Genomic DNA, 21,696 nt, shown 5'->3' on the forward strand with positions numbered 1-21,696 from the left:
GCACCCCGGATGACGCGACGGAAGACGCGCCTCGTGTGGGGCATCCCGTATGCCGTCTTCACTGGGGCGCTCGCGATCATCTTCCTCTACCCGCTGGTGTGGACGACCGTCTCGTCGTTCAGCCCGCAGGCGGGCTCGGCGCAGACCGACGGGTGGGGCTTCGGCAACTACGTGTCGCTGGCCAACTTCCAGGCCGGAGTCTGGGTGTACCTCGGCAACTCGCTGTTCGTCTCGCTCACCACGGTGCTGCTCACCCTCGTCATCTCGTTCCTCGGCGGGTATGCGTTCGCGCGGTTCCAGTTCCCCGGCAAGAACCTGCTGTTCCTGCTGGTGCTGGCGATCCTGATGGTTCCGTACGCGACCCTGCTGATCCCGCTGTACGTGATCCTCAACGCCGTCGGCCTGAACAACTCGCTGCTGGGCGTCGCGCTCGTGCTCACCATGTTCCAGCTGCCGTTCTCGATGTTCATGATGCGCATCTCCTTCGAGTCCATCCCCAAGGAGCTGGACGAAGCGGCCCTCGTGGACGGCTGCAACAGCTTCACCGCGCTCTGGCGCGTACTGCTGCCGGCGGTCAAGCCGGGCCTCATCACGGTCGGGCTGTTCGCCTTCCTCACGGCCTGGAACGACTTCATCGCGCCGCTGATCCTCATCAACGACACGAACCGCATGACGCTGCCGCTCGCCGTCGCGAACCTCCGGGGCCAGGTGATGGGCGTGATCGACTACGGCGCGACCGAGGCCGGGGTCGTGGTCCTCGCGCTCCCCTGCATCGTGCTGTTCCTCGTCCTGCAGCGGCACTACGTCCGCGGATTCATGTCGGGAGCGTTCAAGGGATGACCATGCACACCATCACCCCGGCGCCTCAGGCGCCCGTCGTTCCCGGCCGCGGGCGGCTCCGGCCTCTCGGGCTGGGCGACGTCCGCATCACCGGCGGGTTCTGGGGCGACCGCCAAGCCGTCAACGGCCGCAACACGCTCGAGCACATCGGCGGGCGACTGGAGTCCGAGGGCTGGCTGCCCAACTTCGACCTCGCCGTTTCGGGCGGGCTGCCCGCAGGACGCCGGGGCCGAGAGTTCTCCGACTCGGAGACCTACAAGTACCTCGAGGCCCTCGCGTGGGAGATCGGCCGCACCGACGACGACGAGCTCGAGCAGCGCTTCCGCGCGGTGGTGGCGCGGGTCGCCGCGGCGCAGGAGGAAGACGGGTACCTCAACACGATGTTCGGGCGGCCCGGGCAGCGCCCCCGCTGGTCCGACCTCGAGTGGGGCCACGAGCTGTACTGCCTCGGGCACCTGTTCCAGGCGGCCGTCGCCCGCGAGCGGACCCGGCCGGGTGCCGACGACGGACTGCTCGGCATCGCCCGCCGCGCCGCCGACCTGGTGTGCGCGACGTTCGGCCCGGACGGTCGCGACGCGATCTGCGGCCACGCCGAGATCGAGGTCGGACTTGCCGAGCTGTCGCGCGTGACCGGCGATCGCCGCTACCTGGCACAGGCGCGCATCTTCGTCGAGCGCCACGGGCGCGGCACGCTGCGCGACATCGAGTGGGGGCGCAAGTACTTCCAGGACGACATCGCCGTGCGCGATGCGAAGGTGCTTCGCGGCCACGCGGTGCGCGCGAACTACCTCGCCTCGGGTGCCGTAGACGTGGCCGTCGACACCGGGGACGGCGAGCTGCTCAAGGCCCTCCGCAAGCAGTGGGAGCGCACGATCGCCCGGCGCACGTACATCACCGGCGGTCAGGGGTCGCACCATCAGGACGAGGCCTTCGGCGACGACTGGGAGCTGCCGCCCGACCGCGCCTACTCCGAGACGTGCGCGGGCATCGGGTCGATCATGTTCTCGTGGCGCCTGCTGCTGGCAGGGGCCGACCCGCGCCATGCCGACGTGATCGAGCGCACGCTCTTCAACGTCGTCGCCACCTCGCCCGCGCCGGACGGCCGCGCGTTCTATTACGCCAACACGCTGCACCAGAGGGTGCCCGGAGTGCCGGCCGACCCCGACGGCACGTCGCCGCGCGCTTCCTCGTCGTTGCGCGCACCCTGGTTCGAGGTGTCGTGCTGCCCGCCGAACGTGGCGCGCACGCTGGCCAGCCTGGACTCGTACATCGCGACGGCCGACTCCGACGGCATCCAGCTGCAGCAGTACGCGCCTGCCACGGTCACGACCACACTCGACGACGGCCGCGTGGTGTCGTTGGACGTCGAAACGCAGTACCCGGCCGATGGCCGTGTGGTCGTCACGCACACGTCGGACGCGAGCGAGCCGTGGACCCTCAGCCTGCGCGTGCCCGCGTGGGCGTCGGGTGCGACGCTGCGTGTCGTGACGACCGACTTCGTGCAGCAGCGCACGGTCGACCCCGGCATGATCGAGATCCGGCACGCCTTCCGTGCCGGCGATGTCGTGCAGCTCGACCTTCCGATGGCACCGCGCGTGTCGCTGCCGGACAGCCGCATCGACGCCGTGCGCGGGTGCGTCGCGGTGGAGCGCGGTCCCGAGGTGCTCGCCCTCGAGTCGGTGGACCTCGCCCCCGCGGGCGTCGACGACGTGGGATGCGTCGCGATGGTGCCTGGCAGCGAGCCGTTCGAGCGCGACGGTCGGGTGTGGATCGCCGTCTCGCGGCTGCCGCTGGACGACGCGCGCTGGCCGTACGGCGAGCACCAGGCCGATGACGGCGGCGCGGCGTCCATCGCCGAGGTGCCGCTCGTGCCGTACCACGAGTGGGCGGAGCGCGGCCCGTCGACCATGCGCGTCTGGATCCCGCAGCAGGCCTGAGGCGCGTCCAGACTCCGGCCAGGTGCCCCCGGGTAGACTGGGGGCACCATCCCGGATGTGTATCTACCTGGCCCACGCGGACCAAGGCGGCACGAGTGCCGCGAACCGCGGCGGACGCAAACAGGACGATTTCGATGCACACCACCCTGGCCGCACCGCGGCGCACGACGCTCGTGCGCGAAGCGGGCTTCGCCTACTTCCCCATCGCGCTGATCGCGCGACTGCCGTTCGCCATGATGGTCGTCGGCATCCTGACGCTCGTCGTCTCGGCGCGCGGCTCGCTCGCGCTCGGCGGCCTGACCTCGGCGATGACCGGACTCGGCACCGCCCTCGTCGGCCCGCTCCTCGGCGCGGCGGCCGACCGGTTCGGGCAGCGTCGCGTGCTGCTCGTCTCCGGCACCGTCAACAGCCTGCTGCTGCTCGCGATCGCGTGGCTCGCGTTCGCGTCGGTTCCGGATGCCGCGCTCCTGGCCGTCGCGTTCGCCATCGGCGCGTCCATGCCCCAAGTCGCCCCGCTCTCGCGCAGTCGCCTCGTCGGCATCATCGGCCGCGCGTTCTCGAAGGACCGTCGCGCGTCGGTCGTCGGGGGCACGATGGCCTACGAGTCCGCCGCCGACGAGATCGTGTTCGTGTTCGGCCCCGTGATCGTCGGCCTCCTCGCCACGACGATGAGCCCGGCCGCACCCGTCATCGGCGCCGCGGTGCTCGCGCTCGTCTTCGTGAGCGCCTTCGCCCTCCACCCCACCGCGGCGGTCGGCGCCTCGGCCGGTGGCGACAAGCCCGTCCAGGCGCCGGCGAGGGAACTCGCCCGCCCGGCGCTCATCACGACGGTGCTCGGTGCGCTCGGCATGGGCCTGTTCTTCGGCGCGATGCTCACCTCGCTCACGGCGTTCATGGCCGAGCGCGGCGTGCCCGAGCAGGCCGGACTCGTCTACGGCGCGATGGGCATCGGCTCGGCGGCGCTGGCGCTCGGCGTCGCGCTGTTCCCCGCACGCTTCACCCTGACGGCGCGGTGGGTCGTGTTCGCCGGCATCCTCACCGCCGGCACCCTCGCGCTGCCGTTCGCGACCAGCGTCGCCGCGATGACGCTGTGCCTCCTGGTGATCGGCATCGGCATCGGCCCGACGCTGGTGACCCAGTACAGCCTCGCCGCCGCGCGCAGCCCCCTCGGCCGCTCGGCAACCGTCATGACGATGCTCGGCTCGGCCGTCGTCGTGGGCCAGTCCGCAGCATCCGCGCTCACCGGCCTGCTGGCCGAGGCCAGCGGCGCGTCGGCGGCTCTGCTCGCGCCGGTTGCCGCAGCCCTCGTCGTGCTCGCCGCCGGCGCCGCGAACGTGCCGCTGTCGCGGGTCAGGCGCGCGGCGCTCCAGGGTTGAACGGGTAGGTCACGCGGCCGAACGGCCACTCGCGCTCGAGCCATGCCGGTACGAACGCATCGAGTCGCCCGGCCATGCCTGCCGGAGCATCCGGGATCATCCACCACGACACCTCGGCCGAGATCTCGCCGTCGAGGGCGTCGAGCGGGTCGATGTAGACGCAGCCCAGCAGGCGGTCCTCGTCAGCGGTGAGCACGGCGTAGTTGAACGACTCGTGGCGTTCCATCTCTTCGGCGTGCCGAGCGAGGTCCTCTTCGTCCGCCTCGCGCGTCATCGCGGCCGGCGGCCAGCCCCACGCGTCGCCGTAGATGTCCCACAGCATCGGCTGGTTGGACATCACGGCGATCATGTCGATATCGACGTCCTCCGCGCGGATGGGGCGAAGGTGCACGCCGTCGGCGAGCTCGGCGCGCAGCGGATGCGCGAAGTCGTCGGGCAGCCAGCCGGCTTCGGTCATGGGGCTTCCGTTCGGGTCGCAGACGTCGTGGTGCGGCCGTGGACCGGCGTCAGGAGACACGCCGCCCCTCGCACCGCGCACGGTGCCCGCTGCCGGCGTGTCTCCTGAATCCGGTACGGCTCACGACACCCTGCCACGGCTGAGGGGGAGAATCGGCACATGACGCGCCACTGGACTCCGCTCGCCCTCGTCTATCTGTGCCTGGCCGTGGTGGGGCTGATGGGCACGTGGTTCTTCAACGCGCTCGCCATCGTCCAGCTCCGCGACTTCCTGGGCGACCTGGTCACGAGCGGGCCGGCCGTCGCGTCGATCACCGTCGACCTGCTCGTCGTGGCCCTGGCCGGCAGCGTCTTCGTCATCGCCGAGGCACGTCGCCTCGGGATGCGCTTCGGGTGGCTCTACGTCGCGGGTGCCGCGCTGACGGCCTTCGCGTTCACGTTCCCGCTGTTCCTCGCGATGCGGGAGCGCCGCAAGACGCAGCTCGCCTACGCCGTGGAGTAGGCGGCGGAATCGCCCTCGGGCGAGGACGACGGTCAGAGTGCGGAGATGCGGGTCTTCAGCTGGTCGAGCGTGTCGGCGGAGAGCTGATTGCCCGCCATCTGCAGCACCGCCGCCGCGGGCATGTTCTTCGCGAAGCTGATCATCGGATGATCGGGAAGCTCCGGCACGAGCTCGACGATGATGCCGCGAGCCTCCGGGTCGTCGAGCAGCTGACCGAGGGTCGTGGTCTCGAGATCGTACTTTCCGGGCATGGGGCCTCCTCGCGCCGTCCGGCACCGCGGCCGGGTCGCTTCAGGATGTCAGAGTCCGGCACCTGCCGCCCACCGCTTGCGCACGACCGCGACGATGTGCTCGACAGGCTGATCGACCGAGACGATCACGCCGCGCTCGTCGGCATCGAGCGGCTCCAGGGTGTCGAGCTGCGACCGCAGCAGCGCGGCCGGCATGAAGTGGTCGGCGCGCGCACCGAGCCGCTCGGCGAGAAGCTCGGGCGTGCCGTCGAGCTGGACGAAGAACAGGTCTCCGGCAGCCGCGCGGAGCGCGTCGCGGTAATGACGCCGCAGCGCCGAGCACGCCACGACCACGAGCCGGCCGCGTGCGGTCTGGGCGACGACGGTCTCGCCCACGACCTCGAGCCACGGCATCCGGTCCTCATCGGTGAGCGGAACACCCGCGGTCATCTTGGCGACGTTGGCAGGAGGGTGGAAGTCGTCGGCGTCGAGATAGATCCCGTCGAGGGCGCCTGCAAGGGCGGCGGCGACGGTCGACTTCCCCGATCCCGAGACCCCCATGACCACGAGCGGCATGCGACTCCTTCGGACGGGTGGGACGGATGCCGCGTCCCGCGCCCAGGCTATCGAAGCGCTCCGGCGGCTCGTTCGTTCCGCTCGACCACGGCCGCTCCCATTCAACCGCGGCGATGTGCGTTTCTCGAAAGGCAGCGCACGCACTTCGGCGCGGTTGAAGCGCCACCCGAGGGGTGTTACCTTGTACTTCTATGTACCTTGTGGTTCTAGGTATGGGAGACGCGCATGAAGATCGGCAAGGACCTCGTCGCCGCGGCGGCGACACCGATGGTTCTCGGCATCCTCGCCGAGGGCGAGTCGTACGGCTACGCGATCCTCCAGCGCGTGAGCGAGCTGTCCGACGGTGAGCTCGAGTGGAGCGACGGGATGCTGTACCCCCTCCTGCACCGCCTCGAACGGCTCGGTCATATCGAGGCCAGCTGGAGCGCGTCGCCCACCGGGCGCCCGCGCAAGCACTACCGCCTCAGCCCGACCGGGGCGACCGTGTTCGCCGAGCAGCGGCGCCAGTGGAGCGTGGTGAGCACTGCACTGCAGAAGGTGTGGGCCGACCGCGACGGCGGCCGCAGCCCGTTCGCGCTCGGAGGTGCGCCCGCATGACTGCCGACCTCGATCCGCAGCTCGAGCAGCAGATCACGGCGTGGCGCGACTTCGTCGGTCGCCGCGAAGCGATCGCCGGCCGCGACGTAGACGAGCTCGAAGACCACCTGCGCGACGAGATCGGCCGGCTCGAGGCATCCGGTCTCGCTCCCGACGAAGCGCTCCTCGTCGCCGTCAAGCGCATGGGAGCACTCGATGATCTGTCACGGGAGTTCGCACGCGAGCACTCCGAGCGGCTCTGGAAGCAGCTCGTCATCGCCGAGCCCGACGCGGCGCCGCGCTCGCGCGCGCTGCCACTCGCCCTCGGCCTCGCCGTGGCGGCTGCGGTCGCGATCAAGGTTCCGGCGCTGTTCGGCATCGACTTCGAGGGCGGCGCGCAGTTCTACGCGCGCAACATCGCCCTGCTGATCCTCCCGTTCCTCGCGACGTACTTCCTGATCCGTCGCCGCTCCTCGCCGACGACCATCGCGATCGTCGCCGCGCCGTTCGTCCTCGGGGCCCTCGTGCTCAACCTCTATCCGTTCGAAGCGGATGCCGCGACCCTCGCACTGGCGAGCATCCACGCGGTCGTCGCCCTGTGGATCGTCACCGGGATCGCATACGCGGACGGCGACGTGCGCTCGAGTCGCGCGAGGATGGACTTCATCCGCTTCACCGGCGAGTGGTTCGTCTATTTCGTGCTCATCGCGCTGGGCGGCGCCGTGCTCGTCGGTCTGACGATGGGCGTGTTCGGCGCGATCGGGCTGGACGCCGCCGAGGTCGTCGAGAACTGGCTGGTGCCGTGCGGCGTGGCGGGCGCGGTGGTGATCGCCGGGTGGCTGGTCGAGGCCAAGCAGAGCGTCATCGAGAACATCGCCCCGGTGCTGACCAAGCTGTTCACACCGTTGTTCACGCTGCTTCTCCTGGCGTTCTTCGTGGCAGGGCTGGTGCAGGGCAGCCTCGTCGAGCCCGACGACGGGCTGGCGATGTTCGGCCAACGCGACATGCTGATCACGTTCGACGTGGTGCTGGTGGTCGTGCTCGCGCTGCTGCTGTACGCGCTCTCGGCTCGCGACCCGCTGGCCCCGGCATCCTGGTTCGACCGCCTGCAGCTCGTGATGGTCGTCGCGGCGATCCTCGTCGACCTGCTCGTACTCATCGCCATGGTCGGCCGCATCGCCGAATACGGCGCAAGCCCGAACAAGCTGGCGTCGCTGGGACTCAACCTGATCCTGCTCGCGAATCTCGCCGGCGCCGCGTGGCTTCAGCTGCGGTTCGTGCTGGGGCGCTCGCGGTTCGATCGGCTGGAGCGCTGGCAGACCGGTTTCGTCCCGGTCTACCTGGCGTGGTCGGCCGTCGTCGTCCTGGTGTTCCCGCCCGTCTTCGGCTACGTCTGAGCACCGTGGTCACCCGGTGGGGGTGACCTTTGACGACACCTCCCGTCGACCCGTTGACGCTGGCCGCGGCATCCGCAAGCCTTTCCCTCGACGCCCTCGCCGAGTGCCGGGGATGCGCGACGGACACTGGAGGAACGACGATGCTGCACCGGAAAGACGACGTCAGAGACGACCTGCTCGACGAGGTCTTCGCCTCGACCGACATGTCTGTCTCGCTGCCGAAGTACCGGATGCCGCAGAACGAGCATCTCGCGCGCCACGCCCACCAGGTCGTCATCGACGAGCTGATGCTCGACGGCAACTCGCGCCAGAACCTCGCCACCTTCTGCCAGACGTGGCTCGAGCCCGAGGTGCGGGAGATCATGGCCGAGACGCTCGACAAGAACATGGTGGATAAGGATGAGTACCCCCAGACGGCCGAGATCGAGGCGCGCTGCGTGCACATGCTCGCCGACCTGTGGAACTCACCCGAGGCGCAGAACACCCTCGGCACGTCCACGACCGGATCGAGCGAGGCCGCGATGCTCGGCGGCATGGCGCTGCTGTGGAACTGGCGTGCCCGGCGACGCGAGGCCGGGAAGCCCACCGACCGGCCGAACCTCATCACCGGACCGGTGCAGGTGTGCTGGCACAAGTTCGCCCGCTACTGGGACGTCGAGCTGCGCGAGATCCCCATGGAGGGCGACCGCTTCATCATGAACGCCGACGAGGTGCTCGCGCGCGTCGACGAGAACACCATCGGTGTCGTCCCGACCCTGGGCGTGACCTTCACCGGGCAGTACGAGCCCGTACACCTGGTGAGCAACGCACTCGACACGCTGCAGGAGGAGACCGGGCTCGACATCCCGATCCACGTGGACGGCGCGAGCGGAGGTTTCCTCGCGCCGTTCACGGTGCCCGAGCTGGTGTGGGACTTCCGGCTGCCGCGCGTGAAGTCGATCAACACCTCCGGCCACAAGTTCGGGCTCGCGCCGCTGGGCGTCGGCTGGATCGTGTGGCGCGACGCACAGGACCTGCCCGAGGACCTCATCTTCAACGTCAACTACCTCGGCGGCAACATGCCCACGTTCGCGCTGAACTTCTCCCGCCCGGGCGGGCAGATCGTGGCGCAGTACTACAACTTCGTCCGCCTCGGCCGCGAGGGGTATCGGAAGGTCCACATGTCGTGCCACGACACCGCGATGTACCTCGCCGAGGAGATCGCGAAGCTCGGCCACTTCGACATCATCAACGACGGCAATGCCGCGTCAGGCATCCCGGCGGTCTCGTGGAAGCTCAAGGACGGGGTCGAGCATCCGTTCAATCTCTTCGATCTCGCCGACCGCCTGCGCACGCGTGGCTGGCAGGTCCCGGCGTACACGATGCCCAAGAATCGCGAAGACCTGCCGGTGCAGCGCATCCTGGTGCGTCAGGGCTTCGACCGCGATGCGGCGTCGCTGCTGATGAGCGACTATCGCGCGGCGATCGAGCACTTCGACAAGCACCCCATCGTCACATCGATGAGCGAGGAGGAAGCGGGCACGTTCCACCACTGAGCGCCGGCATCGGATGCATGCTCACATGCGCGCGAACCGGGCGCGTGCGAAGCAGTAGAGCCCGTAGAGCACGAGCCCGCCGCCGACCACCCACAGGATCAGCGGCCCGAACGGGAGTCCGGCGAGCGTGCGGATCGCAGCATCCATCCCACCCGCCTTCTCGGGGTCGTGCGTGAAGGCGGCGACGACGAACAGGATCCCCGTGACCGCCACGGCGACGCCCTTGGCGATGTAGCCCACCACTCCGAACCCCACGATGCCCTTGCCAGCAGCTCCGCTCGGCAGGTCCAGGTGCTTCGTGAACGCGCGGGTGGCACCCCGCACGATGAACGCCGCCCCGATCGCGAAGCCGATCACGCCGACCAGTCCCACGAGGAGCACGCCCCCCGGTGTCGACATCAGCTGCGCGCTGAACGTCTGCGACGACTCGGACGAATCCGAGCTGCCGCCGAGCGCGTAGACGCCCGCCGTGAATGCGATGGCGAGGTACGCGAGCGCGGTCCCCGCGAACTTGATCCGATGCGCCCATCTCTTCTTGGCGTCGGGGTCGGACTCGGTGGCCGCCTCGGCGATCTGCCACACCGCGAGGCCCACGAGGCCGACGGCGATGGCCCACAGCAGCGCGACGCCGGCCGGCGTGCTGCGGATCTGCTCCATCGCACCGCCCTGGTCGGCCTCGCCGCCGCCGCCCAGGGCGATGGAGATGGCGATCACGCCGATCGCGATGTGGACGATGCCGAGGACGACGTAGCCGATGCGCGCGACGACACGGAAGGCGGTGGAATCCTGCGCCCGGCGGGCCGCGGTCTTGGTGGTGCTCACGCGGGAAGCGTAGCCAGACGGCCCGCGAAGACAGGGGCTCTTGACAACCGCCGCGGTCGCCTCATGCCGGCGGCGTGGCCGTGACGCGTCGCCCCTGCACGCGGGACAGCAGTCCGAAGCGCGCCAGGACGCGAACCGCCGAGGGCGCGGCTGCGCGCACGCGGGGCCAGCGGGCCACCGCGGCTCGGACCGCCGAGCGCCCGCGCAGCGACCGGCGCACCAGAGCGAGCCCGAAGACGCCGGCCCACTGCCGGCAGACGGCTTCGTCGGTGAATCGGGAGGTCGACCGGACGGCACGTTCTCGGATGCGCTGCCGAGACGGCTCGGGCAGATCGGCGACGCGGGCGACGGTGCGCGCGAGCGCGGCGACGTCGCCGCGCGGCACGAGGAAGCCGTTTCGACCGTGGTGGATGATGTCGCCCGGGCCGTAGTCGACGTCGTACGCGATCGGGATGCACCCGGCCGCCATGGCTTCGACGAGGGCGAGTGGAAAGCCCTCGGAGTGCGGGGTGAACACGGCGTACGACGCGGCGGCGAGCCGGTCACGGGCGCGGGGGTCGTGCCCGTGGAGCCGGATCTCCGGATGGCCGGCGGCGCGCCGCTCGAGCGGTCCTCGGCTCTCGCCATCGCCGAAGATGTCGAGGGTGAGCGGGGTGGAGCGCCCTTCGTTGGCCCGCACGACGGCGTCGATCGCGTGCGACACGCGCTTGCGCTTGGTCAGCGAAGCGACCACGATGCCGCTCGCCGCGTCGCGTGGGCCGATCGGCGCATCGCCCGTGTGCGTCGCCCGGGGGTTCGCGACGACGGCGACAGGCGGCAGCCCGTCGACGTCGCGACGGAGATCCCGCGCCTGCGTCCGGCTGAGCACCGCCACCGCGTCGAAGTGGCGCGCCGACGTCAGCGCGGCGCGGCGTGACGACTTCACGGCTCCGGCGGAGTCCCTGTGCGAGCCGTGGATCAGGTGCACGCTCACCACATGCGGGCGGCGATATGTCTGCATGAACGGAGCGATGGTCTTGCTGTCGACGATCATGTAGCTCGGGGTGTGGTCGGTCAGCGCATCCAGCCAGTCCGCGTAGAGCGCCCAGGCCCTGGTCCAGGCTCGCACCGGCCGCCCCTCCCGGTCGTGCAGTACGAGGCGCCGCCCGCCCAGCGTCCCCCGGCGCCGCACGTCGCGGCGGTCGGTCAGCAGCAGAGTCCCGTCGGCGCGGAAGTGGTCGGTCTGCAGCATCCCGCCGCCCCCATCGCGGACCATCCGTGAGACCACGCGGCCGTCCCGCATGCGCGCAGTGCTGGGCGCTCCCTCGGGGATCGGCGCGTCGACGGTGACCGGTGGGGTCGGGGCGGCAGCCTCGGGCAGCTCGTGCTCGCGCAGCCAGTCGTAGAGGTTCAGGATCCGGATGCCGTCGCTCAGCGCGCCGGTCTGCCGGAGCCGCTCTGCGAGCGCGGGGTGATCGGGGCGCGCATCGAAGGTCAGCACATCGACGGGAGTCCCCGCCACCTCGCTGAAGGCCCGCGACCGGCGGAGGATCGCCTCGGTCATGCCGCCGAAGTCGTCGGGGATCGACCACGTGACGGCGAAGTGCCGCCCGTGCGGGAGGTGCGGAGTGCGGACTGTCACGCACTCCAGTGTGATCGCCGCGGTCGAGGGTGCACGTGGGTTGACCGGGCGGTGGTGTTCGGTTAGCGCGGACGTCTCTCATCGCTGCGCTCACTCCGTGACCGGGGCCATGATCCGCCACGCCGAAATGGAATTTGGGACTTGAGACTCCGAGTCCCTAGAGTGTGCAGGGTGCCGCAATCGGGGGGTTCGGCACGACGCTCCGCCGAAGGTGTGCGCAGCCCTGCGGATCGAGACGGTGCCGGGTTCTGGGGACCCGGCACCGTTACCGGCGCGCCGCGGAAGCGGCACTCGTATCGGGAGGGCGCCGGGGTGATAATCGGACCGTGCCGCACTCCGAACCACGATCGCGGAAGCCAGCGGGCGAGACGCGGACCCTCATGCTGGAGGCCGCGGTCGAACGGGTGAAGTCCGAGGGGCTTCTGCTCGACTACGCCAACATCGAGCTCGAGAACCTCATTCGGGCTGCGGGGGTTCCCCGCTCCACGGTCTTCCGCATCTGGCCCGACCGCATGGCGTTCATCGCGGACCTCGTGCGCGCGTTGTTCGAGGCGGATCCCGGGTTCGAGACCGGGTTCGACGGGGAGACCCTCGGCATGCTCCAGCAGGCGTTCAGCGCACCCGACGGCGAGCCGCGCTCCGCCGGAGAGAAGCAGGTCGCCCTGCGTGCCGCAGTTCGGGTCGCCGTGGCGCACAACATCGTCGCCGTGGAGAACTCGGTGGCGTGGCGCGCCTACAAGACGATGTCCGCCGCGCTCGCGAGCGGCGATGCGGTTCCGGGCGGCGACGAGATCCGCACTCTGCTGGGCGAGATCGAGGATCGCTACGTCGATCGGATGTCCGCCCTCTACGCGCAGCTGAACGCCGCAGTCGGCATCCGGATGCGCGACGGGGTCACCGAGGGCGACCTCGCGCTGGCCATCATGTCGGTGATCGACGGCATGGCCGACCACCGCCGCATCAATCCGCCCTTCGTCGATCGCGCGCGCAGGGTGGAGATGGGCCCGGAGGGGCCGACGGAGTGGCATCTCGCCGGTCTCGCCGTCTACGGCGTGTACGCCGCGTTCACCGAAGACCGCGACGACGAGCCCTTCACGGGCGGGGAAGAACCGTGAGCACGCGCTGGATGTGGTCGCGGAACTCGGCCATGTAGCTGCGGAGGAAGTCCTCCGTCTGGGGCTTGTTCACCGTTCCGTCGTCGCCGAAGACGTCCGGGTCGAACTGGATGTACGCCTCGGGGGCCGTCATCTGCCGTGCGTTGCAGAAGCTCAGCACGCCCCGCAGGCTCTGCTGAGCGACGGCGGTTCCGATGGAGCCCACGGAGGCTCCGATGACGGCGGCGGGGATGTGGTCGAACGAGTTCTGACCCCACGGCCGGGACGCCCAGTCGATCGCGTTCTTGAGCGCGCCGGGAATGGAGCGGTTGTACTCCGGGGTGACGAAGAGCACGGCATCCGACTCCTCGATCGCGTGCTTCAGCGCGACTGCCTCGGGCGGATAGCTCTCGTCGTAGTCCTGGCTGTACAGCGGCAGATCGCGGATGGGGATCTCGGTGAACTCGAGCTCGTCCGGCGCGACGCGGACGAGGGCCTTCGCGAGGATCCTGTTGATCGACGTCGAGGAGAGGCTCCCGACGAAGTATCCGACCTTGTAGGACATGTCCGGCTCCTCGTTCGCTCAGTTGACGCGTGCGTCCCCAGTCTCCGAGGGGGTGGCCCCGCCTGCCACCCCCTTGCGGATGCGCGCGGGTGCGCTAGTGCGCCGGGGATGTCCCCGGTGGATGGGACGATCCGCAGACGGAGGGAGCGGTCGGGAGGGGGCGGCGATGCGAGGCGAGGCGACCGTGCTGCACGCGGACCTCGACGCGTTCTACGCGTCGGTCGAGCAGCGCGATGCTCCGGCCCTCCGCGGCCGGCCCGTCATCGTCGGCGGCGGAGTGGTGCTCGCGGCGAGCTACGAGGCGAAGGCTCGGGGCGTGCGCACCGCGATGGGCGGACGTCAGGCGCGGGAGCTGTGCCCCGATGCCGTCGTCGTGCCGCCGCGGATGGAGGCGTACTCCGCCGCCAGCCGCGCAGTGTTCGAGATCTTCCGCGACACGACACCGCTGGTCGAAGGGCTCTCCATCGACGAGGCGTTCCTCGAAGTGGGAGGGCTCCGGCGCATCGCGGGCACGCCCGAGCAGATCGCCGTCCGCCTGAGGAAACGGGTGCGCGCCGACGTCGGGCTGGCAATCTCGGTCGGCGTCGCGCGCACGAAGTTCCTCGCCAAGGTCGCGAGCGCGGTAAGCAAGCCCGACGGGCTGCTCGTCGTCGAGCCCGATCGCGAGCAGGAGTTCCTGCTGCCGCTGCCGGTCGAGCGGCTCTGGGGTGTCGGCAAGGTCACCGCCGACAAGCTCCACCGACTCGGGATCCACACCGTCGGCGAGCTGGCAGAGCTGGAGGCCCCGGCGGCCGAGAGGCTGCTGGGCAAGGCGACCGGCGCGCATCTGCACGCCCTCGCGCGGCTGCGCGATCCGCGCCCAGTAGACACGACGAAGCGCCGCGGATCCCTCGGCTCGCAGCGCGCACTCGGCAACCGCCCGCGCTCCCCCGAAGAGCTCGACCTCATCCTCACGCAGATCGTGGACCGTCTCGCCGCTCGCCTCCGCGACCGAGATCGCGTGTGCCGGACGGTCGTGCTGCGCCTGCGCTTCGGCGACTTCGCGAAGGCGACGCGCTCGCACACCGTCCGGTTTCCGACCGACCGCACGGCCGTGCTGCTCTCGGTGGCGCGGAGGCTGCTCGCCGCCGCCCGGCCCGAGATCGCCCAGCGGGGCATCACTCTCATCGGCCTGTCGCTCTCACAGCTCGGGCGGGCTGACAGCATCCAGCCAGAACTGCCGATCGACTGGGACGACGGCGGCCGCCTCGACACCGTGCTCGACGCGCTGCGCGACCGCTTCGGCGCGACGACGGTCTCGCGTGCCGCGCAGCTCGGGCGTGATCCCGGCTGGTCGACGCCGGTCCTCCCGGAGCACGAATGACCCGCCCGCGACGTCGAGCCGTCGCGAGCGGGTCATGCTCACGCCGGGGAGCCCGGAGACCCACGGGCTCCCGCGGACGTCAGGCGCGGACGGCGAACCCGCCGGTCCAGGCGACCTGCTCGCGGACGGCGAGCACCATCTGGAGGAAGCCCACCGCCTCGAGCTCACGGGCGCGCTTGAGGGCGCCGGCATCCGCCACCGACACGCCGCCGGCGGAGACGACCTCGGTCAGCTGCGCCTTGGCCGCGTCGTCGTCGCCTGCGACGACGACGGTCGTGGGCACGCCGCCGACCTCGCCCGAAGCGAGGGTCGCCGCGAAGTTCGTGTTGAACGCCTTGATCACCCGCGCGCCCGGAAGCGCCGCCTGCAGTTCGGTCGCGGCCGAGGAGTCGGCGGGTACGGTGAGGGAGTCGAAGGTGGCGAGGTCGACGGGGTTGGTCACGTCGACCACCGTCTTGCCGTCGAGCGCGTCACCATAGGTCGCGACGACGTCGGCGAGTGCAGGGTACGGGATCGCGAGCACGACGATGTCGCCGGTCAGGGGCTCTCCGAACGCCGCGACCGCACCGCCGACCTTCGCCGCCAGTTCCTGGGCCTTCACCGCATCGCGCGCCACGACCTGCACGTGTGCCCCGCCCTCTGCGGCGATGCCTGCGATCGCCGAACCCATGTTTCCCGTACCGATGACGGAGATGCCTGCCATGATCTGATCCTCCATTTGGAAAGTTGTACTAGCAACTAATAACGCAACTTGTTTGCAGCTGCATCTATTCCGCGCGCCGGCGTCGCAGCGGTGGGCGCGGCGCTAGACTCGCACCGTCATGGCCTATCAGGTGCCCCGCATGGACGAGCTCCAGTCGAGAGCGTGGCTCGCGCTGGTGTGGACGGCCGAGTTGCTGCCCGCCGCGCTGGACGCCCAGCTGCAGGCCGACTCCGACATGACGCACTTCGAGTTCATGGTGCTCAGCACTCTGCAGCAGGCGAAGGACGCGGCGCTGCGCACGACCGACCTCGCCGCTGCGGTCAACTCGACGATGCCGCGACTGTCGCGCGTGGTCGGCAAGCTCGCCGAGCGCGGTCTCGTGGAGCGGCGCGGCGCCGATGGCGATGCGCGCGTCGTGATCGTGCACCTGACGAGCGCGGGGCGCCGGGAGCTCGTCCGCGCCGTCCCGCGGCACATCGACCGCGTGAAGGACCTCGTGATCGACCGGCTGACGCCCGACGAGCTCGAGGGGTTGACCGCTGCCCTCGAGCCCCTCGTCGAGCGACTGGACCCTCAGCACCGCGTCGGCTTCGGCGAGCGCCGCGGCACCCGCTGATCGCCGTCAGCTCCCGGCGGTGACCGCGGCTCGCGCGGCGCGCTCGATCATCTCGGCCACGACGTCAGCCCGGGTCATGAAGACCGCGTGGCTGGTGGCCACCTCGGTGATGTCGGCACCGATGCGCTGGGCCATGTGGCGCAGCATCGCCACATCGAACGCGTGATCCTCCGTCGCGATGACGGCCCAGCTCGGCTTCGTCTGCCACGCGGCGTGCTCGAGCCTCTCACCGAACACGGCCATGTTGATCGGGACCTGGCTGTCGCGGAGGAATGCCGCGTCGGCCGCGCTCGCGTCATGCGCGAAGCCGGCTCGGAACCGATCGTGATCGAGGAAGCCGAAGCCGTCCTCTCCGACATTGATCACGAAGTCGGGCGTCTCGGCGAAGCCCTCGTACTGCTGCGAGGTGGTCTCGCCCACGCCGGGCGAGATGGCCGAGACGTAGACGAGACCGGCGACGTTCGGGTGGTCGCCCGCCTCAGTGATCACCGTCCCACCCCACGAATGGCCGACGAGGATCGTCGGGCCGTCCTGCCGGTCGAGCACGCGCCGAGTCGCGGCGACGTCATCGGCGAGTGACGTCAGCGGGTTCTGGACGATCGTCACCCGGTGACCGAGGGCGGTGAGGCGGTTGTAGACCTCGCGCCATCCGGATCCGTCCGCGAACGCGCCGTGCACGAGCACGACGTTCGGGAGGTATCCGGCGGAGGCGTCCGGGGTGAGTGTGGTGGTGTCTGTTGTGGACATCTGCGTTTCCCTTCTTCGCTACGGCTGACTGCCGTCGGTTGTGGGATGCAACACCGACGATACGCAATATATTGCATGCATCGAGGATCCGCCAGAGAAGCGGCGCGGCCGACCTCAGGAAGGCAGCTGGCCCGGCACGGCCACGGGCAGGCTCTGCCACGTGTCGAACGCGAGCCGGGCGGCCCCCTCGGTGTCGCCGGCCGCGCACAGCGCGATCAGCGCATCATGACGCTCGCGAGCGGCGAAGCGGTCGATCGACACGAAACGAAGGAACTCGGCGCGCCGCACCACGGGTTCGAACTGTCCGAGCACCGTCGCGATCGAGGGGTTGCCGGATGCCTCCACCAGCGCTCCGTGGAACTCGTCGTCCGCGCGGATCGCGCTGTCGGCATCGCCCGACTCGACGGCCTCGGCGAAGGCCGTGTTGGCGCGGCGCATGTGCTCGAGCACCGAAGCGGTGATCGTCGGAACCGCGAGTCGAGCGGCCAGCCCGTGCATCGCCGCGACGATGTCGCGCGCGTGGCGCACGGCATCCTCCGCCATCTCGGCGACAACGGTGGAGCGCCCCGGGCGCGCCACGATCAGACCGCTTGCGGCGAGCCGCAGCAGGGCCTCGCGCACCGGGGTCCGGCTCACACCGAGCCACTCCGCGAGGTCGCCGTCCCGGAGCGTCTCGCCGGGTGAGAACGTGCCGTCGACGATCGCGTCGCGCAGCCGCGCATAGACGTCGTCACGCAACAGAGAGCGCCCGACCTTCGGAGAGGACTGCGGAATCGGCATGCGATGTATTGCACACAGAATTCGCCCAGCCGTCAAGCCGTGCGAGTTGCTCCGGCGCGAAGAAGGGGCGGTCCGGTCCACTGACCGGACCGCCCCTTCAGGTCAGCCGCAGCTGCGTGCGGCGTACTCGGCGTCGAGCGGGACCGTGACCATCTCACCCCCGACCGTCGCCGAGGCCTCGACCTCGATCTCATCGGCCGACACAGACGCCTGGCGCGAGCTGAACGCGTGCGCCACCGTCTTGCCCGGCGCGAGCGGTGCGAGCGCCTTCGACCCGAACGCCGTGGACAGCTTCAGCGTGACCGGCACGTCGTCGTCGTTCGTCGCCTGTGCGGTCAGCACCACCTTGCCGGCGACGCAGCGCGTCTGCGCGGTCACACTCACGTCGAGCGACGGGGCCGCCGCCTCCAGCACACCCAGGCGGGCCAGCTGAAGGCTCAGTGCACGCTCGGGCGCGTCGATCTGGTTCTGCGTTCCGGGCGTCGCGGCCGCAGCGGCCTCCGCATCGGCGAGCAGCTCCTCGAGCTCGGCCCACTCCTCGGCCGGGTAGTCGGCCTCGTCCAGCGTGCCGGCGTGGGCGATCGCGGCCTCCAGGTCGCTCTCATCGAGCGGGAGGTTCTGCGACGTCAGCGTGTCACTCAGCAGGTAGTGGTCGAAATCGACGTGGCCTCCTGCCTGCTGGGTCGCGTAGTTGAACAGGCCGACCCGGTGTCCCATGAAGTGGGTGAGGGTGCCGTCCAAGGTCTGCGGCCCCACGCGGTTGCCGAGCTGGTGCCACGTGATGCCGTCCAGGCTGTAGTAGAACGTCGTCCACAGCTGCCCGACCGGGCTCGCGAAGTCGAGGTCCGCCTTCAGGTGCACCTCGGTCGCCGATCCGAGACTCGCCGTCGTGCCGGGAAGGAACGACTCGATCGCCGCCTGGTCGATGGTGGTGGTGAACGGCTGGGTGCGGTTCACGACGCCGACGGTGTTGACGCCGCCCACGCGCTTGACCGCCACGTACGAGAAGCCGCGGTTGTACGCCGCGAGTCCTGTGACGTCGCCGTCCTTCATGCCCGAGATTTCCAGCTTGGTCTCGGCCGACTGCCGCGGGCCGAAGGTGCGCTGCGAGAGCGTGTTGCGCGCCTCCTCGAGGTACGCGGCCTCGTCGTCGTTCGCGAGCTTGAGGTGCTTCATGCTGCCCGTGAGGACCTTGCCCGTGGTGAGACGCAGCCAGCCTTCGCGGTCGGTGAGCGACCAGTAGCGGTTGTCGGGGGCGTGGTTCCACTCCCACGGCAGCGCCAGACGTGAGCCGTTCGGCGCGATCTCGTCGGGATGCGGCGCCTCGACGGAGACCGGGCGTCCCTTGAGCGACACGTCATCGACCTTGAAGTCCATCAGGTGGGTGTCGGGTGCCGTCGAGGGCGTGCTGGTCCACGGCGTCTCGATGAAGATGCGCATCGACGAGAGGCTCTGCGATGCCGGGACCGTGAAGCTGCCCGAGATCGTCGCCCACTGCCCGCGGGTCGCGGTGACGCTCGCGAGGTTCGTGAACGTGCTGCTGCCGTACCGCGCGGTCGCGATGAACTGCTTCGTCGCCGGGCTGTTCGGATTCTCGTACTTGACCTTCGCGGAGATGTCGTAGGTGACGTTGTGCTGCACCTTGCCCGACACGTCCTGCGCCGGGCCCGATCCGGTCGTGGTGCGACCGGTGACCTGCACGGAGCTCGCGCCGGATGCGGCATCCGTCGACGATGTGAGCGTCGCGGTGTCGTTCACGATCCAGCCGGCCGTGCCGTCCTCGAAACCGGGGTTGGTGAACAGCTCGACGCCGAGAAGGGATTCGTCGATGTCGGGAGCCGCCGGGATCTGCCAGTCCTCGTCCATGTACGCGCGGTGCGGCGCGTCGTTGTCGAAGTCGTCCGACACGACGATGCTCTTCTGCCGCTCGTAGAGCTCCTCTTCGGGCGAGAGCTCGATCGGCTTGGCGAACGCCCCGTTGACGGGCACGGCGCCGTTGTTGCCGAATGTGGGCCAGCCGTCTGACCAGGTCGCCGGGATGAGGGCCGGGATGCGCCCGATGGGGAACGTGTCGCGGAAGAACATCCCCGACCAGTCGGTGGTGCCGTTCTCCCCGGCGATCGGGACGAGGCTGCCCTGAGCGAAGCCGTTCGAGTTCAGGACGCCCTTCGCCTCGTACGGGTTGCTGCCGTCGGCCGTCGCATACCGGCCGAGCAGCTCGTCGGAGCGGAACAGCGCGACCTGCCGGCCCTGACCCGACGGCCAGGTGATGATCACGATGTAGTACTTGCCGTCGATGTACTGCACCTGCGCACCCTCGAAGAGGCCGCCGATGAAGGACGCGCCCGGGTAGTCGGAGGTGCGGAGGATCTGCGGGTACTCCGCGACGACGGTCTTCATGTCGCTGCTCAGCTTGACGGCGCTCGTCGAGCCCGAGCCGTAGAAGATGTACGGCGTCCCGTCGACATCGAAGAAGAGCGAGGGGTCGTGGAACGCGCGGCCCAGCGCGATGCGCTCCCATGAGCCGTTGTCGATGTCCTCCGTGACGTAGAGGTACGAGCCGCCCAGGTTGTTGGTGTTGAACGCGACGTACCACTTGCCGTCGTGGTAGCGGATGGACGAGGCCCACTGCCCCTGCCCGTACGACGACTGGCCGTTGCGCAGCGAGAACGAGTCGCTGATGTCGGCGCGGTCGAAGACGTAGTTGACGATCTCCCAGTTCACGAGGTCGTACGACTTCATGATCGGCGCACCCGGGCTGAGGTGCATGGTGGTGCTGATCATGTAGTAGATGTCACGGCCCTCGTCATTCTCGGACGCGGGGATCCGCTCGACCGACACGTCGGGGACGTCGGCGTTCATGAGCGGCACGGTGTAGGTGCCGTCGCCCTTGTCGGTGGAGGTGTAGCCGGATGCCGGGTCCCACGGCTCCGCGGCCTGTGCCGGGAGCGCGACGGGGGCCAGCAGAAGCCCTGCGGCGATCGCGGTGGCGCCGGTGATCGCGATCGAGCGCAGCCCCCGTCGCGGATGGGATCTGCGGGTGGGGATTTCAGTGGAGCGCGACCGGCGCGCGTGGCGCGGGGGCCGTGGAGCGGATGCCTGAGACAACGGTTCTCTCCTTCAGTCAGGCGTGCGGGGAGGCGCAGTCGCGGTTCGACGGCGCTGTCGAGTGGAGCGGGGGTCGGGAGGGGCGGGGGCGCCGCCCCTCCCGCGGTGAGGGATCCGGTCGGATCAGAACGCGTCTTCCCACAGGGTGAGGGTGAGGGTCGCCGAGTAGCTGCCCGGGGCGACGTCGACCGGGGTCTTCAGGACGAGGTCGGCATTCGCGTCCCACGAGCCGACCGCGCGCGCGCCACTGGAGTCGATGGCCATCGAGAGGAACTCCTCGCCCTCGAGTCCGACGTTGTTGGGCGCCTCGTCGAAGATGGTGCCGACCTCGGGGCCTTCGGCGACCTCGCCGTCGGCCTCGGTGAGCAGGTGCGGCGTCCAGCCGAGGTGCTCCGGGCCGAGCTCGGGGGCGCCTGCCGCGGTGAAGGCCGACGACTGCCCGGTCACATACCAGAACACGCCGTCGGGCACTTCCTCGCGGTCGTCCGAGACCGTGACCGTCGGCAGCACGCCGGCGAACTCACGCAGGTCGGCGTCCTGCGACTCGACCTCCGTGAGTGCCGCCGAGGTCGAGGCGACGCTCATCGTGAGGGCGCCGACCGGCGGCAGCGCCGCGATGTCGACGGTCACATCGACCGCGTCGTCGCCGACTTCGTCTGCGATCGCCGCGCCGGCGACGCCGAGCAGCAGCATCCCTCCGACTGCTCCCGCGGCGAGCCGCCCCATCATGCCTGTCTTCTTCATCTTGCCGTCTCCGATCTTGCGCGGCGCGCTGCACCGCGGGGTGGTGTCGGCGGCCGGATCATCCGGCCGCTCACGGTCTTCGCACCGAGCGCGGACCGCAGGTGGGTG

Annotated in this window: 21 protein-coding genes; 10 read left to right on the plus strand and 11 right to left on the minus strand. The window is 70.1% G+C overall.

Features of this window, described 5'->3' with window-relative positions; genetic code table 11:
* The first annotated feature begins 9 nt into the window (after positions 1-9).
* The 3 genes from MK786_RS10595 (at position 10) to MK786_RS10605 (ending at position 4,153) form a co-directional block, all read left to right on the plus strand.
* Entirely contained in the window at positions 10-840 is an 831-nt protein-coding gene (locus MK786_RS10595) for a carbohydrate ABC transporter permease (protein WP_241112226.1), read from the plus strand.
* Positions 837-2,777, plus strand: coding sequence for a glycoside hydrolase family 127 protein (locus tag MK786_RS10600; protein ID WP_241112199.1), 1,941 nt, complete (start codon positions 837-839; stop codon positions 2,775-2,777). The genes MK786_RS10595 and MK786_RS10600 overlap by 4 nt, the downstream gene beginning before the upstream one ends.
* A 134-nt stretch (positions 2,778-2,911) precedes the next feature.
* Complete coding sequence (locus tag MK786_RS10605; RefSeq protein ID WP_241112200.1) at positions 2,912-4,153, plus strand: MFS transporter; 1,242 nt, start codon at positions 2,912-2,914, stop codon at positions 4,151-4,153.
* Here the strand turns inward: MK786_RS10605 and MK786_RS10610 are convergent.
* On the minus strand, positions 4,128-4,610 hold the full coding sequence (locus MK786_RS10610; RefSeq protein WP_241112201.1) for a GNAT family N-acetyltransferase: 483 nt from the start codon (positions 4,608-4,610) through the stop codon (positions 4,128-4,130). The two genes, MK786_RS10605 and MK786_RS10610, sit on opposite strands and share 26 nt — an antisense overlap.
* A 159-nt stretch (positions 4,611-4,769) precedes the next feature.
* Between MK786_RS10610 and MK786_RS10615 the strand changes: the two genes are divergently transcribed.
* Entirely contained in the window at positions 4,770-5,111 is a 342-nt protein-coding gene (locus tag MK786_RS10615; RefSeq protein WP_241112202.1) for a DUF2834 domain-containing protein, read from the plus strand.
* 32 nt (positions 5,112-5,143) lie between these two features.
* Here the strand turns inward: MK786_RS10615 and MK786_RS10620 are convergent, their stop codons facing one another.
* A complete protein-coding gene (locus MK786_RS10620) occupies positions 5,144-5,362 on the minus strand; it encodes a hypothetical protein (protein WP_241112203.1) in 219 nt (72 codons plus the stop codon).
* Between the two features lie 48 nt (positions 5,363-5,410).
* Entirely contained in the window at positions 5,411-5,917 is a 507-nt protein-coding gene (locus MK786_RS10625; protein ID WP_241112204.1) for a gluconokinase, read from the minus strand.
* A 225-nt stretch (positions 5,918-6,142) separates the two neighbouring features.
* Between MK786_RS10625 and MK786_RS10630 the strand changes: the two genes are divergently transcribed.
* From MK786_RS10630 to MK786_RS10640, 3 genes are all read left to right on the plus strand, one after another.
* Positions 6,143-6,514, plus strand: coding sequence for a PadR family transcriptional regulator (locus tag MK786_RS10630; protein ID WP_241112205.1), 372 nt, complete (start codon positions 6,143-6,145; stop codon positions 6,512-6,514).
* Positions 6,511-7,890 (plus strand): permease prefix domain 1-containing protein, encoded by a 1,380-nt coding sequence (locus MK786_RS10635; RefSeq protein ID WP_241112206.1) that lies wholly within the window; start codon positions 6,511-6,513, stop codon positions 7,888-7,890. Before MK786_RS10630 ends, MK786_RS10635 begins: the two co-directional genes overlap by 4 nt.
* Before the next feature lie 140 nt (positions 7,891-8,030).
* Positions 8,031-9,425, plus strand: a complete 1,395-nt coding sequence (locus tag MK786_RS10640) for a glutamate decarboxylase (protein ID WP_241112207.1) — start codon at positions 8,031-8,033, stop codon at positions 9,423-9,425.
* A gap of 21 nt (positions 9,426-9,446) precedes the next feature.
* Here MK786_RS10640 and MK786_RS10645 read toward each other — a convergent pair whose 3' ends face one another.
* Together MK786_RS10645 and MK786_RS16460 are read right to left on the minus strand one after the other, a co-directional pair.
* Positions 9,447-10,247, minus strand: coding sequence for a DUF1206 domain-containing protein (locus MK786_RS10645; protein WP_241112208.1), 801 nt, complete (start codon positions 10,245-10,247; stop codon positions 9,447-9,449).
* Between the two features lie 61 nt (positions 10,248-10,308).
* Entirely contained in the window at positions 10,309-11,868 is a 1,560-nt protein-coding gene (locus tag MK786_RS16460) for a glycosyltransferase (RefSeq protein WP_241112209.1), read from the minus strand.
* Between the two features lie 380 nt (positions 11,869-12,248).
* Here MK786_RS16460 and MK786_RS10655 point away from each other — a divergent pair, with 380 nt between their 5' ends.
* Positions 12,249-12,983, plus strand: coding sequence for a hypothetical protein (locus MK786_RS10655; protein ID WP_241112210.1), 735 nt, complete (start codon positions 12,249-12,251; stop codon positions 12,981-12,983).
* On the opposite strand, the gene MK786_RS10660 is transcribed toward MK786_RS10655, so the two are convergent.
* A complete protein-coding gene (locus MK786_RS10660; protein ID WP_241112211.1) occupies positions 12,961-13,527 on the minus strand; it encodes an NADPH-dependent FMN reductase in 567 nt (188 codons plus the stop codon). The two genes, MK786_RS10655 and MK786_RS10660, sit on opposite strands and share 23 nt — an antisense overlap.
* Positions 13,528-13,693: 166 nt before the next feature.
* Here MK786_RS10660 and dinB point away from each other — a divergent pair, with 166 nt between their 5' ends.
* On the plus strand, positions 13,694-14,890 hold the full coding sequence (gene dinB, locus MK786_RS10665; protein WP_241112212.1) for a DNA polymerase IV: 1,197 nt from the start codon (positions 13,694-13,696) through the stop codon (positions 14,888-14,890).
* Between the two features lie 79 nt (positions 14,891-14,969).
* Here dinB and MK786_RS10670 read toward each other — a convergent pair whose 3' ends face one another.
* Positions 14,970-15,593, minus strand: a complete 624-nt coding sequence (locus MK786_RS10670) for an NADPH-dependent F420 reductase (protein WP_241112213.1) — start codon at positions 15,591-15,593, stop codon at positions 14,970-14,972.
* Positions 15,594-15,711: 118 nt separating this feature from the next.
* Between MK786_RS10670 and MK786_RS10675 the strand changes: the two genes are divergently transcribed.
* Positions 15,712-16,209 (plus strand): MarR family winged helix-turn-helix transcriptional regulator, encoded by a 498-nt coding sequence (locus MK786_RS10675; protein WP_241112214.1) that lies wholly within the window; start codon positions 15,712-15,714, stop codon positions 16,207-16,209.
* Between the two features lie 6 nt (positions 16,210-16,215).
* On the opposite strand, the gene MK786_RS10680 is transcribed toward MK786_RS10675, so the two are convergent.
* The 4 genes from MK786_RS10680 to MK786_RS10695 all read right to left on the minus strand — a co-directional run.
* The gene (locus MK786_RS10680) at positions 16,216-16,956 is read right to left on the minus strand and encodes an alpha/beta fold hydrolase (protein WP_241112215.1); all 741 of its coding nucleotides are present in this window, start codon (positions 16,954-16,956) and stop codon (positions 16,216-16,218) included.
* Positions 16,957-17,070: 114 nt separating this feature from the next.
* A complete protein-coding gene (locus MK786_RS10685; RefSeq protein WP_241112216.1) occupies positions 17,071-17,736 on the minus strand; it encodes a GntR family transcriptional regulator in 666 nt (221 codons plus the stop codon).
* Between the two features lie 102 nt (positions 17,737-17,838).
* Positions 17,839-20,844: a family 43 glycosylhydrolase gene (locus tag MK786_RS10690; RefSeq protein WP_241112217.1), complete on the minus strand. Its 3,006-nt coding sequence runs from the start codon at positions 20,842-20,844 to the stop codon at positions 17,839-17,841.
* 123 nt (positions 20,845-20,967) lie between these two features.
* Positions 20,968-21,696, minus strand: a 729-nt coding sequence (locus MK786_RS10695) for a hypothetical protein (protein ID WP_241112218.1), incomplete at its 5' end; no start/stop codon positions are given.

It is taken from the genome of Microbacterium sp. CFH 31415 (genome assembly GCF_022538185.1).
Taxonomy (GTDB): Bacteria; Actinomycetota; Actinomycetes; order Actinomycetales; family Microbacteriaceae; genus Microbacterium.

What these genes read in the sequence shown, in the direction of transcription:
- MK786_RS10595 (WP_241112226.1), top strand. Translation starts at nt 10, where the DNA reads ATGACGCGACGGAAGACGCGCCTCGTGTGGGGCATCCCGTATGCCGTC.
- MK786_RS10600 (WP_241112199.1), top strand. Translation starts at nt 837, where the DNA reads ATGACCATGCACACCATCACCCCGGCGCCTCAGGCGCCCGTCGTTCCC.
- MK786_RS10605 (WP_241112200.1), top strand. Translation starts at nt 2,912, where the DNA reads ATGCACACCACCCTGGCCGCACCGCGGCGCACGACGCTCGTGCGCGAA.
- MK786_RS10610 (WP_241112201.1), bottom strand. Translation starts at nt 4,610, where the DNA reads ATGACCGAAGCCGGCTGGCTGCCCGACGACTTCGCGCATCCGCTGCGC.
- MK786_RS10615 (WP_241112202.1), top strand. Translation starts at nt 4,770, where the DNA reads ATGACGCGCCACTGGACTCCGCTCGCCCTCGTCTATCTGTGCCTGGCC.
- MK786_RS10620 (WP_241112203.1), bottom strand. Translation starts at nt 5,362, where the DNA reads ATGCCCGGAAAGTACGATCTCGAGACCACGACCCTCGGTCAGCTGCTC.
- MK786_RS10625 (WP_241112204.1), bottom strand. Translation starts at nt 5,917, where the DNA reads ATGCCGCTCGTGGTCATGGGGGTCTCGGGATCGGGGAAGTCGACCGTC.
- MK786_RS10630 (WP_241112205.1), top strand. Translation starts at nt 6,143, where the DNA reads ATGAAGATCGGCAAGGACCTCGTCGCCGCGGCGGCGACACCGATGGTT.
- MK786_RS10635 (WP_241112206.1), top strand. Translation starts at nt 6,511, where the DNA reads ATGACTGCCGACCTCGATCCGCAGCTCGAGCAGCAGATCACGGCGTGG.
- MK786_RS10640 (WP_241112207.1), top strand. Translation starts at nt 8,031, where the DNA reads ATGCTGCACCGGAAAGACGACGTCAGAGACGACCTGCTCGACGAGGTC.
- MK786_RS10655 (WP_241112210.1), top strand. Translation starts at nt 12,249, where the DNA reads ATGCTGGAGGCCGCGGTCGAACGGGTGAAGTCCGAGGGGCTTCTGCTC.
- MK786_RS10660 (WP_241112211.1), bottom strand. Translation starts at nt 13,527, where the DNA reads ATGTCCTACAAGGTCGGATACTTCGTCGGGAGCCTCTCCTCGACGTCG.
- dinB (WP_241112212.1), top strand. Translation starts at nt 13,694, where the DNA reads ATGCGAGGCGAGGCGACCGTGCTGCACGCGGACCTCGACGCGTTCTAC.
- MK786_RS10670 (WP_241112213.1), bottom strand. Translation starts at nt 15,593, where the DNA reads ATGGCAGGCATCTCCGTCATCGGTACGGGAAACATGGGTTCGGCGATC.
- MK786_RS10675 (WP_241112214.1), top strand. Translation starts at nt 15,712, where the DNA reads ATGGCCTATCAGGTGCCCCGCATGGACGAGCTCCAGTCGAGAGCGTGG.
- MK786_RS10680 (WP_241112215.1), bottom strand. Translation starts at nt 16,956, where the DNA reads ATGTCCACAACAGACACCACCACACTCACCCCGGACGCCTCCGCCGGA.
- MK786_RS10685 (WP_241112216.1), bottom strand. Translation starts at nt 17,736, where the DNA reads ATGCCGATTCCGCAGTCCTCTCCGAAGGTCGGGCGCTCTCTGTTGCGT.